12 protein-coding genes are annotated in these 13,997 nt (G+C 64.9%); 5 read left to right on the forward strand and 7 right to left on the reverse strand.

The window, feature by feature from the left end; all coding sequences use genetic code 11:
• From ccoN to QM712_RS22985, 3 genes are all read right to left on the reverse strand, one after another.
• Positions 1-1,410, reverse strand: a 1,410-nt coding sequence (gene ccoN / locus QM712_RS22975) for a cytochrome-c oxidase, cbb3-type subunit I (RefSeq protein ID WP_415025428.1), incomplete at its 3' end; no start/stop codon positions are given.
• 210 nt (positions 1,411-1,620) lie between these two features.
• The gene (locus QM712_RS22980) at positions 1,621-2,046 is read right to left on the reverse strand and encodes an HPP family protein (protein ID WP_415025429.1); all 426 of its coding nucleotides are present in this window, start codon (positions 2,044-2,046) and stop codon (positions 1,621-1,623) included.
• A 34-nt stretch (positions 2,047-2,080) separates the two neighbouring features.
• A complete protein-coding gene (locus tag QM712_RS22985) occupies positions 2,081-2,914 on the reverse strand; it encodes a universal stress protein (protein ID WP_415025430.1) in 834 nt (277 codons plus the stop codon).
• Between the two features lie 206 nt (positions 2,915-3,120).
• Here QM712_RS22985 and fixL point away from each other — a divergent pair, with 206 nt between their 5' ends.
• From fixL to QM712_RS23005, 4 genes are all read left to right on the forward strand, one after another.
• Positions 3,121-4,638, forward strand: coding sequence for a sensor protein FixL (gene fixL / locus QM712_RS22990; RefSeq protein ID WP_415025431.1), 1,518 nt, complete (start codon positions 3,121-3,123; stop codon positions 4,636-4,638).
• 2 nt (positions 4,639-4,640) lie between these two features.
• On the forward strand, positions 4,641-5,258 hold the full coding sequence (gene fixJ / locus QM712_RS22995) for a response regulator FixJ (RefSeq protein WP_415025432.1): 618 nt from the start codon (positions 4,641-4,643) through the stop codon (positions 5,256-5,258).
• A gap of 103 nt (positions 5,259-5,361) precedes the next feature.
• Positions 5,362-5,778: a response regulator gene (locus QM712_RS23000; protein WP_415025433.1), complete on the forward strand. Its 417-nt coding sequence runs from the start codon at positions 5,362-5,364 to the stop codon at positions 5,776-5,778.
• Positions 5,779-5,881: 103 nt separating this feature from the next.
• A complete protein-coding gene (locus QM712_RS23005) occupies positions 5,882-6,583 on the forward strand; it encodes a helix-turn-helix domain-containing protein (RefSeq protein WP_415025434.1) in 702 nt (233 codons plus the stop codon).
• A 36-nt stretch (positions 6,584-6,619) separates the two neighbouring features.
• Here the strand turns inward: QM712_RS23005 and QM712_RS23010 are convergent, their stop codons facing one another.
• From QM712_RS23010 to QM712_RS23025, 4 genes are read right to left on the reverse strand one after another with little or no spacing between them, the layout of a single operon-like run.
• Entirely contained in the window at positions 6,620-7,942 is a 1,323-nt protein-coding gene (locus QM712_RS23010) for an MFS transporter (protein WP_415025435.1), read from the reverse strand.
• 23 nt (positions 7,943-7,965) lie between these two features.
• Entirely contained in the window at positions 7,966-8,481 is a 516-nt protein-coding gene (locus tag QM712_RS23015; RefSeq protein WP_415025436.1) for a PRC-barrel domain-containing protein, read from the reverse strand.
• 19 nt (positions 8,482-8,500) lie between these two features.
• Positions 8,501-10,705, reverse strand: coding sequence for a glycogen debranching N-terminal domain-containing protein (locus QM712_RS23020; RefSeq protein WP_415025437.1), 2,205 nt, complete (start codon positions 10,703-10,705; stop codon positions 8,501-8,503).
• Positions 10,706-10,763: 58 nt separating this feature from the next.
• Positions 10,764-12,527 carry an ABC transporter ATP-binding protein gene (locus tag QM712_RS23025; protein WP_415025438.1) on the reverse strand — a complete coding sequence of 588 codons (1,764 nt, stop codon included), beginning with the start codon at positions 12,525-12,527 and terminating at the stop codon, positions 10,764-10,766.
• 276 nt (positions 12,528-12,803) lie between these two features.
• On the opposite strand from QM712_RS23025, the gene QM712_RS23030 reads away from it, so the two are divergent.
• Entirely contained in the window at positions 12,804-13,874 is a 1,071-nt protein-coding gene (locus tag QM712_RS23030; RefSeq protein ID WP_415025439.1) for a glycosyltransferase family 4 protein, read from the forward strand.
• Positions 13,875-13,997 lie beyond the last annotated feature (123 nt).

The raw sequence follows: 13,997 nt of genomic DNA on the forward strand, positions 1-13,997 counted from the left end.
CGAGATGTAGAGGACGATGCCGAGGGTCGCGATCCAGAAGTGCCAGTTGACCAGCTTCAGGCTGTAGAGGCCCTTGCGATTCCAGGCCCACGGCACCAGGCAGTAGAGCGCGCCGAAGGAAACGAAGCCGACCCAGCCGAGCGCGCCGGAGTGCACATGGCCGATGGTCCAGTCGGTGTAGTGGCTGAGCGAATTGACCACCTTGATCGACATCATCGGGCCTTCGAAGGTCGACATGCCGTAGAAGGCGACCGAGACCACCAGCATGCGCAGCACGGGGTCGGTGCGCAGCTTGTCCCATGCACCCGACAACGTCATCAGGCCGTTGATCATGCCGCCCCAGGAGGGCATCCACAGCATGATCGAGAAGGTCATGCCGAGCGTCTGCGTCCAGTCCGGCAGCGCGGTGTAGTGCAGGTGGTGAGGACCGGCCCAGATGTAGAGGAAGATCAGCGCCCAGAAATGGATGATCGACAGCCGGTAGGAATAGATCGGTCGTTCCGCGCGCTTGGGGATGAAATAGTACATGATGGCGAGGAAGCCGGCGGTGAGGAAGAAGCCGACCGCGTTGTGGCCGTACCACCACTGGAACATGGCATCCTGGATGCCGCCCCAGGCGACGTAGGACTTCGAGCCGAACACCGAGACGGGCAGCGCCGGATTGTTGCCGAGATGCAGGACCGCGATCGTCACGATGAAGGCGAGATAGAACCAGTTGGCGACGAAGATGTGCGGTTCCTTGCGCTTGATGACGGTGACGAGGAAGACGAGCAGGTACGTCACCCACACGATGGTCAGCCACAGGTCCGCGTACCATTCCGGCTCGGCGTATTCCTTGGACTGGGTGACGCCGAGCAGATAGCCGGTGCCGGCGACCAGGATGAAGAAGTTGTAACCGAGCACGACGAACCAGGGCGCGAGGTCGCCGGCGAGGCGCACGCGGCAGGACTTCTGCACCACGTAGAAGGAGGTCGCGATCAGCACGTTGCCGCCGAAGGCGAAGATCACGGCCGAGGTGTGCAGCGGCCGCAACCGTCCGAAGCTCGTCCAGGGCAGATCGAAGTTGAGCGCGGGCCACGCCAGCTGCGAGGCGATGATGAGGCCGACGAGGAAACCGGCGATGCCCCAGAACATCGCCATGAAGGAGGAGAACTTGATCGGTCCCATGTTGTAATTGGGGCGGCCATTGATCTCTGCCGGCGGCAGCGCCGCGGGACGGTCGAAATAACGGTTGAGGATGCAGAACACCGCAGCCAGGCTCGCCGCCGCGCTGAGCGCGGCGTGGAAGGCGAAAGGTGCGTCGAGCGCCTTGGCCGAGGCGATCACACAGAGGAAGGCGGTGATTGCGAACACGACAGCCAGGCCGCTTTCACCGATGGTCATGGATTTGGAGATGGAGGGCTGGCTCATGCGGATTCTCTCTGAAAGAACACGAGGCCAGAAACCACATTCACCCTCGCGGGGAATTGATTGAAATCAAGACAGATGGATTTCTGTTAATCTGGAACGCGGGTCGATCGGAAAGCGATATCAATCGCTTGTGCCGGCCCCGCACGCACGGCGATGCATCGCTTCCGTGAAACCACGGATGCCTTTATCCCACCATTTGCGGGGCGATCGTCAGTCGTTCGCGGTCGCCTTCAGTGCGGCGATGACGTCCTCGCGCGCGACGATGCCGACCAGCTTCTGTGCGCCGTCGAGGACGATGATGCTCCGGATCCGGTGCTCGACCATGATCTGGAGAACGCGGGTCAACCGCGTATCGGGACTGACATAGATGAACTCCGGCGTCATGACATCGCCGATCTTGCGGCTCATCAGGTCGTGATAACGCGGCAGCATCTGGCTCGGCGTGAAGGCGAAGCACTTGAGGATGTCGAACTTGGTGACGATGCCGACGATCTGTCCGTCGTCCTCGACCGGATAGCTGTTGAAATCGTCACGCTCGAACATGGCGCTGAGCTCGAGCAGGTCGAGGTCGCGATTGACCGTCCTGACGTTGCGCGTCATGTAGCCGTCGACGGTTTGCTCAAGGAATTTGTACACGGCGCATCCTCATCGATGGGTCTTCGTCCGGCCGTCAGCGCGACAGCAGCACGCAACGAGCCGATTGAGTGACCAGATATTGGGTGACGCCGCCCAGGATCAGCTCGCGAAACCGCGAGTGACCGTAGGCGCCCGCGACGATCAGACCGGCCCCGACATTCCCGGCAGTCCTCTCCAATTGCTCCGCGGCGGTTTCGCTCCGGACGCCCTCCGCGGTGCGTGCGGTGGCGACGACGCCGTGACGGGTGAGCCAGGCCGCCACGTCCGCGACGCGCGACGTCACGGCAGAATCGTCGTCGTCGCGCTCGGGAATCTCGACGATGGTGACATTCCTCGCCTTGCGCAGCATCGGCACCGCGTCGGCCACGGCCCGCCGCGCCTCCGGCGTATCCTTCCACGCCACGAGCACGCTACGCAGATCGAGCCAGTTCACCTTGTCCGGGACGACCAGGAGCGGCCGGCCGACCTGCATCACGAGATCCCTGGGGCTCGCCAGCGCGAAGGCATCGGAGAAAGCCGGGCTATGGCCGCCGCTGACGACGATGTCGGCGCATCGCGCCTGAGCCGGCACGAACCGCGCCGGAAAATCCAGCGCGCTGCGCCACTCCGCGCGCCCGCCGCGCGATCTCGTCACCGCGTGGAATTGCGCCTCCAGATCGGCAAGCCGCCGCTTCACGGAGGCTTCGCCCTGATCGATCAGACCCTGGGCTTCGGTGCCGTCGGTGAAATAGAGCGGCGGCGCGAACTGGGCTGCGGCGACCCCGACGATGGCCGCCTCGAAGCGGTCGGCGAGTTCGCCCGCGACCTGAAGACGCGCCTCGTTGGACTGGTCGAGCGCCAGGCTGACCATCACGGTCGCGTATGTCATCGGGACTCCCCACGGCTATGAACTGTCGCGGAATCTAGCTACGCAATCGCCGGGCGGGATGAGATAGATCAAACCGCCGGGCATCCGTCCGCGGGAAATCCGCCAATGGAATCAGCCGGCCGAACTTGCCTCCGGCCGAGCCTTGGGCGAAATTGCCGTTGTGGTGGCGGAGACCGGACCGCCGCCAAAGCGATTGGAGTGTTGACGTGCCGCCGACCTACGTGACCCATCCGCAAGACGACGGTCGCGGCGAGCATTTCCGGGTCCGGATCGAGGGATTCGGCGTCGGCACCTGGGATCTCGACCTTCGGACGTGGGAATTGGAGTGGTCCGACGCGGCGAAGGAGCTGTTCGGCTTCAGCCGCGAGCAGAAGGTCACCTTCGATCTCTTCCTGGGACGTCTTGAGCCTGGCGACCGCGAACGGGTCGAGCACGACATCAAGCGCGTGACCGACCGCAGCGGCGGCTTCGACGTCTCGTTCCGGGTGTCCCGCACGTCCGGGCGGGGCAAATGGATCCGCGCCCGCGCCGGATTGATTCGGGACGATTCCGGCAATGCGAACCATCTGAGCGGCATCTTCCTCGATATCGACGAGGAAAAGCAGGTCGAGGAAGCCCTGCGCACCCGCGAGAGCCACCTGCGCTCGATCCTCCAGACCATTCCCGACGCCATGATCGTCATCGACGGCCAAGGCACCATCCAGCTCTTCAGCACGGCCGCCGAACGCCTGTTCGGCTGGCCCGAGCACGAAGCGATCGGCCAGAATGTCAACCTCCTGATGCCGGAGCCCGACCGCTCGCGCCATGACGGCTACATCGCACGCTATCGCACGACGCACGATCCGCACATCATCGGCATCGGCCGCATCGTCACCGGCAGGCGCCGCGACGGAACGACCTTTCCGATGCACCTGTCGATCGGCGAGATGCAGTCGGGCGGCGAGCCCTATTTCACGGGATTCGTCCGCGACCTCACCGAGCACCAGCAGACCCAGGCCCGGCTCCAGGAATTGCAGTCCGAACTCGTCCACGTCTCGCGGCTGACCGCGATGGGCGAGATGGCCTCCGCCCTCGCCCACGAGCTCAACCAGCCGCTCGCGGCGATCAGCAACTACATGAAGGGATCGCGGCGGCTGCTTGCCGGCAGCAGCGATCCGAACACGCCGAAGATCGAGAACGCGCTGGACCGTGCTGCCGAACAGGCGCTTCGCGCCGGACAGATCATTCGCCGGCTCCGCGACTTCGTCTCCCGCGGCGAATCGGAGAAGCGGGTCGAGAGCCTGTCCAAGCTGATCGAGGAGGCCGGCGCGCTCGGGCTTGCCGGCGCGCGCGAGCAGAACGTGCAGCTGCGCTTCAATCTCGATCCGGGCGCCGATCTCGTGCTCGCCGACCGGGTGCAGATCCAGCAGGTCCTCGTCAATCTGTTCCGCAATGCGCTGGAAGCGATGGCGCAGTCGCCACGACGCGAACTGGTCGTCACCAATCGCCTCGCGGCCGACGACATGATCGAGGTGACGGTGTCCGACACCGGCTCCGGCTTCCAGGACGACGTCATTCCAAACCTGTTCCAGACCTTCTTCACGACCAAGGAAACCGGCATGGGCGTGGGACTGTCGATCAGCCGCTCGATCATCGAAGCTCACGGCGGCCGCATGACGGCCGAGAGCAACGCATCGGGCGGCGCGACATTCCGCTTCACCCTGCCCGCAGCCGACGAGAACTGATCATGACGACCAAGGGCCATGTCTATGTCATCGACGACGATGAGGCGATGCGGGACTCGCTGAACTTCCTGCTGGATTCTTCCGGCTTCGACGTCACGCTGTTCGACAGCGCGCAAGGCTTCCTCGATACGCTGCCTGGCCTTGCCTTCGGCTGCGTCGTCTCCGACGTGCGGATGCCCGGCCTCGACGGGATCGAGCTCCTGAAGCGCATGAAGGCGCAGCACAGCCCTTTCCCGATCCTGATCATGACCGGCCATGGCGACGTGCCGCTCGCGGTCGAGGCGATGAAGCTCGGCGCCGTCGATTTCCTGGAGAAGCCGTTCGAAGACGATCGCCTCACCACCATGATCGAATCCGCGATCCGCCAGGCCGAGCCGGCGGCCAAGAACGAGGCCATCGCGCAGGACGTCGCCGCCCGCGTCGCATCCCTGAGCCCGCGCGAGCGCCAGGTCATGGAGGGCCTGATCGCGGGCCTCTCCAACAAGCTGATCGCCCGCGAATACGACATCAGCCCGCGCACCATCGAGGTCTACCGGGCCAATGTGATGACCAAGATGCAGGCCAACAGCCTGTCGGAACTGGTACGACTGGCGATGCGCGCCGGGATGCTCAAGGATTGAACCGGCACGGATCGAGCCAAGCCGGATTGAACCGGGTTGGATTGAGCCAAACCGTATTGAGCCAAGTCAAGATCGTCGGTTTCGGCTGTGCTAGCCAAGCGGGATGATCGAGATCGGTTCGCACCACCAGCGGCCCGCGTCGTTCGCGACACCCATGGTCTACGTGGTCGACGATGACGCCGCCGTGCTTGGCTCCCTGCGGTTCCTGCTGGAAACCGACGGCTTTGCCGTGCGGACCTTCAGGAACGCGACGGCGCTCCTCAATGCGAGCGGCACGCCCGGCGCGGATTGCTATGTGATCGACTACAAGATGCCCGACATCAACGGCATCGAGCTCGCCGGCCGGCTGCGCCAGTCCGACAGCGAAACACCGGTGATCCTCATCACAGGCTATCCGGATGGGAACATCTCGGCCCGGGCCGCCGCGGCAGGCGTCAGGGACGTGATCCTGAAGCCGCTTCTCGACGAAAACCTGGTCAAGCGCATCCGCCACGCCATCCAGGGCCGGCGCGGCAACTGACCTACGGGATTCTACGTAGGTAGACCTCCTTAAGATATCGCTCGAAATTTCCCCGCCTCCCGATACCGCGTAGCACGTCGTCATCACAACGGAGATGGCGCAGATGCTGACCCAGACGCTCAACACCCAGGCGATCAAGACCCAGATCGGCGGCAGCAGGGCTGCCCCTGCCCAGCCTGTCTCCGACCAGTTCGGCGCGATCACCGGCCATGTCGGCCTCGTCGCCACGGAGTTCTCCTACCGCAAGGACGAGGAGATCTACGGCGAGGACGAACCGTCGGAATACGTCTACCAGGTCGTCACCGGGGCGGTGCGCAGCTACAAGCTCCTCTCCGACGGCCGCCGCCAGATCGGCGCCTTCCATCTGCCCGGCGACGTGTTCGGGCTCGAATCCGGCCCGACCCACCGCCTCGCCGCCGAAGCCATCATCGACACCACAGTGCGCCTGGTGAAGCGCGCGAGCCTCGAAAAGGCCGCCGGCGCCGACGTGCAGGTCGCCCGCAAGCTCTGGGTCATGACGGCCTCCGAGTTGCGCCATGCCGAGGACCACATGCTGCTGCTCGGCCGCAAGACCGCGATGGAGCGCGTCGCGACGTTCCTGCTCGAAATGGACCGCCGCCTCGCCGTCGCCGGCATGATGGCGCTGCCGATGTGCCGCCGCGACATCGGCGACTATCTCGGCCTCACGCTCGAGACCGTGTCGCGCGCGCTGTCGCAGCTTCACGCCCAGGGCATCCTCGGCTTCTCCGGCGCCCGCCAGATCGTCCTGCGCAACCGTCAGCGGCTGCACAATCTAGACGCCTGACTTTCTTCTTCTCCCCATTTGGCCGGCTGGATGCGTTCAGCCGGCCAATTCCCTTGTCGCGACCATTTGCGTGCGCCGGGTTTCCGGCATCACCAGCAGGATCAGCAGGAGCCCGGTTGCGGCGACGCATGACAGCCCGATGAAGGCGGTGGCGTTGCCGAACTTGTCGCTGACATAGCCACCAAGCGCCGTGCTCAGCGATGCGCCGATGCCGGTCGCGGTGCCGACGATGCCCTGTGCCAGGTTGAAATGACCGCTGCCGAAGGCGACATCGGCCACGATCAGCGGGATCATCACCGCGAACACGGCCGCGGTGAGACCGTCGAACGCCTGCACCAGCACGAGCGCGTAGGGATCTCGCACCGTCGCGAATAGCAGGCCGCGAATCGTCAGAGCGGCGAACCCGATCAACAGCAGAGGCCGCCGGCCCCAGGTCTGGGCCTTGCGCCCGACCAGCGGGGACAGCAGCGCCACGATCGCCTGCGGAACGATGATGCAGGCGGCGACGAGGACCGTGGCCCACTGGCTCGACCGCGCCGTCACCGCGCTTGCCATCAGCGGCAGCATCGCCGCGTTGGCAAGCTGGAGGAACAGCACGCTGAGCGCGAAGATCACGAGCGGTCGCTGCCGGATCAGATGCCATATGTTGGTGTCGCCGCGATCCCTCGACTCGCGCGGCATCTCGCCGTGGCAACGCGCGATGTCGACCTCATGCTCGCGGATCCGCGACAGCGCGATGAGCGTCGGAATCGCGAGCAGGAAAGTGACCAGGAATACCGAGCGGCTCGACAGCAGATAGCCGGCGGTGCCCATCACCGCGGCGGCAACGCCGTTGCCGAGGGACGCGAAACGGGCGTTACGGCCGAGCCGCTCGCCGATCGCGAATGGACCGACGAGACCGAGGCTGATCGCGGCGATCGCCGGTCCGAGCACGCAACTCGCCGCCGCATGCAGGGTCGCAGCGACCACCACGACGGGGAAGATCGGCATCGCCGCGTAGGCGAGCGCGCAGCAGCCGATGGTCACGATCGCAAGCCCCGCGACCAGCCGCTCGGATTTGGCGGCGTCGATGATCGCTCCACCCGGCATCTGGCCGATCAGGGCGACGATCCCCCCGATCGAGAGCACGAGGCCGATCTCGACCTGGGTCCATTTTTGCGTCGTCAGATAGACCGAGATGAACGGGCCAAATCCGGTCTGGACGTCGGCGAGGAAGAAGATGAACCAGTCGAGACCGCGCAGGCTCTGGCGCGACGGCGCCGGAATGGCCGCAGCCGTCGGCGCGCCGGCAACGTCGTCCTGTTCAACGCGGCCACCGCGATCGTCGACTGCACGATTCGGCTTTTTCGACAACAACACAGGCGCCCAGCCCTCCTCGCGCCTCACTGAACTGCTTGTAGCGGCTGCAAGCTGCCCGACGCACCGAGAACGACGATCGGCGTTTCCTCCTTGTACTCCGGTGCGGCCGCAACCTGCGCTTTGGTCAGTTCCAGGGTGATGCTGTCCTTCTTGTTGGCGATCTTGCCGAAGCGCAACGCGTTCCAGTCCACGACGATCTTGCGGCTGCCGACACCGAGGAAGCCGCCGAAATCGATGACGGCGGCGCGAACATGACCATCACGGTCAACGAGAACGTCGACGATGTGGCCCATGTCCTCGTCCGCGGCGCTGCGGACATCACGGCCCAGCACGCCGTGGACGTCGCTTGCGCCGATGATGGTCACCGACGGCGGCGGCGCGGCGTCTTTCGGCGTGACCGTCACGGTCGAGGCCGGCGGCGGCGCCGGCACATTCACCTCGCTCTGGGGCGCAGGCTGATCATCCGCGGCGCGCGAGCCAGCATTCGTCAAGCCCGCGACGATAGCCATAGCCAGGATCAACAACCCAACGGAACGCATGCACCCTCCTTGCGCGCCGCTAGCGCGCCAGCACGATCGACACCTGAATACGGCCCCGCGTGCGCAGCACCTCCAGCGCAACGTCGTCGCCGTGGCGGCTGACCCGTAGATCGACGCTGGAATCACCCAGATGCAGGTCGCGCAGGATGACCTCGTTCAGGAACGCCGGCAGATGCGGATTGCGCAGCCGGATTTCGCTGCGCGCGACATCGAACTCGATCCCGAGCGCCGCCTCCAGCAGCGTGAACGGCGTCGCACTGGCCCAGGCCTGCGGCGCACAGGCGACGGGATAGAGCGTCGGACCGCGCCGCTTCTCGCGCCGGAAGCCGCAGAACAATTCGGGCAAACGGCGCAGATCCATGTAGGTCGCGGCGTCGAACAGCCCTTTGAACACATGCGCCACCGCATGCTTCAGCCCGTAATGCGCGAGCCCGAGCGCGATCAGCGCATTGTCGTGCGGCCAGATCGAGCCATCATGATAGGACATCGGATTGTAGCGTACCTCGCTCTGCGCGACCGTACGGATGCCCCAGCCGGAAAAGAAATGCGGCCGCATCAGGTCGGCGGCGACTTGCCGGGCGCGGTCTTCCCGGACCATGCCGCTGAAGAGAACCTGCCCGGCATTCGACGTCCGCACCTTGCATGGCCTCTTCTTGCCGTCGAGCGCGAGCGCGTAGGTGCCGAGCTCCTCGCACCAGAACGCGTTCTCGAAGCGCTCCGCCAGCGCCTGCGCCTCGGCTTCGAGCTTCTTCATGCGGTCGAGCTTGCCGAGCCGCTGCGCGCAGCGCGCGGCGAGATGCTTCGCGGCGAAGACATAGCCCTGCACTTCGGCCAGCGCGATGTTGCCTTCCGCGAGCCGGCCGTCGGCATGGAAGATCGCGTCGTAGGAATCCTTCCAGCCCTGGTTGGCTAGCCCCTTTTCGGTGGCGCGCTGGTATTCGACGAAGCCGTCCTGGTCGGGATCGCCGGGCCCGTCGATCCAAGCGAGCCCCGCCTCGATCGCGGGCCACAGCTCGGTCAGGGTCTTCTCGTCGCCGGTGCGCTCGAAATAGCGTCCGGCCAGCAGCACGAACAGCGCGGTCGAATCGACGCTGCCGTAATACTGTGCGAACGGCACCTCGCGCAGCGCGGCCATCTCGCCGCCGCGCATCTCGTGCAGGATCTTGCCGGGTGCGGCGTCGGCGAGCGGATCGACTGAGGTGGCCTGGAAGTACGCCAGCCGCCGCAGCACGCCCTTCGCGACCCGCGGGTCGATCCACAGCATCTGCAGCGCGGTGATCAGGCCGTCGCGGCCGAACGTGGTCGAGTACCAGGGAATGCCGGCGTAGGGATAGCGCCCCTGCGGCGTCTCGGTCATCAGCATGTTGAGGTCGGCCATGGCCTGGCACAGCACCTCGTTGAAGATGTTGTTGGAGGTTTCGACGCTGGCGGCACCCATCGTCGACTGGCGCATCTCACGGCGATGCGCCAGCAGACTGGCGAAGAACCGCGCGGGCTTCTGCGTCAGCGGCCGGTTGCAGGACACTGCCACGAACAGCGACTTCGATTCGTGCGGCTCCAGTTCGAGCTCCCATGTCGCCGCATTCACCGAGAGCCGGGACGGTCGCGGGTCGAGGTGCAGGCCCGTGGTGCGCTCGGTGTCGTCAAGCCCGCGATACTCGAACAGCACGTCGGTCGGCCCCAGCAGCCGGCTCGCGCCGATACCGCGGCGCGGGCGCCGCTCGCCGCGAACCTCGAACAGGTCGGCGAAATCGTTGTCGAACAGCAGCGTCAGCTCGAAGCTGGCCCGCTGTTCGCCATGGTTCTGGACGCCGATGCGCTGATAGGCCGTGCCGCGCCACAGGAAGATGGTGCGTACGATGTGCAGCAGATCCTTCTGCAGCACGATCCGCCCCTGACGATAGATGTCGGGATTGGTAAGATCGACCGTCAGCGCCGAATTGTCGTCACGCAAATTCGAGCCCAGCAGCAGCGGCTGCAGATCGTCGAGCACGAGCTCGAGCCGGGCAAGATAGCGGGTGTCGTGATGGAACAGGCCGTCCGGCCCGCCCGCCGAGGCGCCGATGTCGCCATGGCTGTCGAGCACGATGAAGGTGTCGTCGTGCTTGAGCGAACGCCGCGGCCGCGCGGCGGGGCCCGTCATCGGAATGTAGAACGACTGTTCCGCGACCGCTTCCACTGTCTGGGACACGGAAATGATCTGGGTTACGGCTTCGGCTGCCATGAGCTGCTCCCCTGCGCCTTGTGTCGACACGCAACCAACGCAAACGCGAACGTTGAGTTTATGCCGCGAACTTCGCGAGCCGGCTCATTTCCTGCGTCACGAGCTCGCGATACGGCCCGTGGGTCTGCATCAACCGGTCCGGCGCCCCGTCCTCGATGATCTTGCCGGCCCTCAGGACCACCACGCGGTCGAAATTGCGCAGCGTCGCCAGACGGTGCGCGATCGCGATCACGGTACGTCCGCGCATCAGGCGCGTCAGCGCCTCGCGGATCGCTTCCTCGGATTCGCTGTCGAGCGCGGCAGTGGCTTCGTCCAGCAGCAGGATCGGCGCGTCCTTCAGGAAGGCGCGCGCGATCGCGATGCGCTGACGCTGGCCGCCCGACATCTTCACGCCGCGGTCGCCGACCATGGTGTCGAGGCCGTCGGGCAGGCTCTCCACGAAATCGCAGCGCGCCGCGATCGCCGCGCGCAGCACTTCATCGTCCGTCGCATTCGGCCGGCCGTAGCGGATGTTCTCGCGGATCGAGCGATGGAATAGCGAGATGTCCTGCGGGACCACGGAGATGGCCTCGCGCAGGCTCTGCTGCGTGACCATCGCGACGTCCTGTCCGTCCACGGTCACGCTGCCCTCGTCGACATCGTAGAAGCGCTGGAGCAGCGTGAACAATGTCGACTTGCCGCCGCCGGACTGTCCGACCAGGCCGACGCGCTGGCCGGGCTGCAGGCGCAGGCTGAACCGCTCGAAGATCTTCTCGCTGCCGGGATAGCCGAACGTCACGTTGTTGTAGGCGATCGCCGCGCCGCTCTTGACCAGCGGCTCCGCCTCGGGATGGTCGCGCAGTTCGTGCGGCACCAGTAGCGTGGCGATGGCTTCGGTCAGCCGCGCGACATGCTGGGTAACGTCGACCAAGGCCACGGCGAGATCGCGCGTGGCATTCAGGATCGACAGGCCGAGCGTGCAGACCAGCACGACGTCGCCGGTGGTCGCCTCGCCCTGCTGCCAAAGGGTGATGGCCCAGGCCATCAGCGCGACGGTCAGGACGACAGTCACGCCGGCGTGAGTGAGCCTGAGCTTCTCCAGGTATCGGAGGCTTCGGCCACGCGCGGTGAGTTCCCGATTGACGGTGGCATCGAAACGCTCGTGCTCGTGACCGATGCCGCAAAAGGCGCGGACCAACGGCATGTTGCTGATCACGTCGATCATTTCGCCGTCGACCACGGCCGCCTTGTCCGCAAAATCGTCATGCAGCGGCTTGCCGGCAGCGGCCAGGTGGAACATCGCGATCACCATGCCGCCCGCGATCACGATCAAACCGAGTGCCATATAGGGGCTCACGGTTCCAATCAGTGCGATGGCCGCAACTGTGGCGATGCACGGCGGCAACACATTCCAGACGAACATGTTCTCGACCGTGAAGACGGCGTTGGATGTGGCGGTAATGCGGCTGGTGAGCATGCCCGGCATACGGTCCGAGAAGTAACTCGGCGCGTGCCCTGTCAGATGACGAAAAATGTCACGCCGCAGATCGCCGGTGACACGGACGAAGGTGAAGCTCGCTGTCCAACTCGCGATGCGCCACAGGAAATTGTCAGCGGCGATGAGCGACATGAGAAAAATGAATGCCAGCCATACATTCCCACCATGCGATGTTCCCGCTGACAAACTGTCGACGAGGGATTTGACGCCGTACTGCGTGCCCACCGAGCAGGCAACGGCTGCCACGACTGCGGTCAGGATCACCAAATGCGACGCAAGACGCCGCTTAAGATAGCGCAAGACAAAGGCAAATGGCCTGCGCGCGTATCCGGAAAGCTGATCCATATGACTGCAACCCCGTCGTGATGTTTCCAGTTTTGTTGCTGACCGACTGAACATCGATCAGTTCGCCTCGGTTCCCGGGCGCAGCCATCACGTCATGCGGATGCGGACGTTCTGAGAAGATGTGATGGCAGCATCGAGACAGAGCGCGTGACGTGTCGAATAAGTAACGATTGGTGAGAGGAACTTCGCAACTGCGGGAACGTTCCCTTGGCTGGCATTGCCGGTGCCGCACACGCTGGGGGTTTCAACGATCATGATCGCAAAGGAGATGGTGAGATGCGCATCGCGCAGGTAGCTCCGTTGACGGAGGCTGTTCCACCCAAGCTTTATGGCGGCACCGAGCGGGTGGTGCATTGGTTGACGGAGGAGCTGGTTGCCCTGGGACACGACGTGACGCTGTTCGCAAGCGGCGACTCGCAGACGTCGGCAAAACTGGATGCGCTCTGGCCGAGAGCGCTTCGCCTCGACGGTTCCGTGCGCGATCCCAATGCACTGCACATGGTGATGCTGGAGCGCGTCCGGCGGAAATGCGACGACGAGGAGTTCGACTTCCTCCACTTCCATCTCGACTATTATCCGTGGTCGCTGTTCTACCGTCAGCCGACCCCGTTCGTGACCACGCTGCACGGCCGGCTCGATCTGCCCGAGCATCAGCCGGTGTTCAACACCTTCTCCAAGATCCCGGTGATCTCGATCTCGAATGCGCAGCGGCGGCCGGTGCCGCAGGCCAACTGGGTGACGACGATTCACCACGGCCTGCCGGAGAACCTGCTGACCCCGAAGCCGGCCAAGCAGGAATATCTCGCCGTGCTCGGCCGCATCGCCCCGGAAAAGGGTGTCGATCGCGCGATCAAGATCGCGACCCATTGCGGCATACCGCTGAAGATCGCAGCCAAGGTCGATCGCGCCGACCAGGATTACTATGACGAGCTGATCCGTCCGATGATCGAGAACAATCCGCTGGTCGACTTCATCGGCGAGATCAGCGATCACGAGAAGTCGGATTTCCTGAGTGGCGCGCTCGGCCTGCTGCTGCCGATCGACTGGCCGGAACCGTTCGGCCTCGTGATGATCGAAGCGATGGCCTGCGGAACGCCGGTCGTCGCCTTCAACCGAGGCTCGGTACCGGAGATCATCGATGAAGGCCTCACCGGCTTCGTGGTCGAGGACGTGATCAGCGCGGCCGGTGTCGTCAATCGTCTTGCACAGCTGGATCGCACCGCCATCCGCAAGCAGTTCGAAACGCGCTTCACCGCGCGGCGAATGGCGCTGGATTATCTGGCGGCCTATCGCGGCCTGACCGAAACCCAGTCGCCGCGCATCAAGCTGGTGAGCAGCGCGGAGTAGCGGGCGAGTTCTTCCAAGAGCGATGGCCGGGCGCAGCCTGTTCAAGGCGCCCGGCCGTTGGCATCCCGCCCCACCCCATCAAGACTTCATCGCGAGCGCAGCGAAGCAGTCCAGCGTCTCTCC

This window comes from Bradyrhizobium sp. (assembly GCF_047605465.1).
Classification (GTDB): domain Bacteria; phylum Pseudomonadota; class Alphaproteobacteria; order Rhizobiales; family Xanthobacteraceae; genus Bradyrhizobium.

Bases quoted from the DNA above. Each gene is read 5' to 3' on its own strand.
- QM712_RS23015 (WP_415025436.1), bottom strand. From the start codon at position 8,481: ATGCGTTCCGTTGGGTTGTTGATCCTGGCTATGGCTATCGTCGCGGGC.
- fixJ (WP_415025432.1), top strand. From the start codon at position 4,641: ATGACGACCAAGGGCCATGTCTATGTCATCGACGACGATGAGGCGATG.
- QM712_RS23025 (WP_415025438.1), bottom strand. From the start codon at position 12,527: ATGGATCAGCTTTCCGGATACGCGCGCAGGCCATTTGCCTTTGTCTTG.
- QM712_RS23005 (WP_415025434.1), top strand. From the start codon at position 5,882: ATGCTGACCCAGACGCTCAACACCCAGGCGATCAAGACCCAGATCGGC.
- QM712_RS23030 (WP_415025439.1), top strand. From the start codon at position 12,804: ATGCGCATCGCGCAGGTAGCTCCGTTGACGGAGGCTGTTCCACCCAAG.
- QM712_RS22985 (WP_415025430.1), bottom strand. From the start codon at position 2,914: ATGACATACGCGACCGTGATGGTCAGCCTGGCGCTCGACCAGTCCAAC.
- QM712_RS23020 (WP_415025437.1), bottom strand. From the start codon at position 10,705: ATGGCAGCCGAAGCCGTAACCCAGATCATTTCCGTGTCCCAGACAGTG.
- QM712_RS23000 (WP_415025433.1), top strand. From the start codon at position 5,362: ATGATCGAGATCGGTTCGCACCACCAGCGGCCCGCGTCGTTCGCGACA.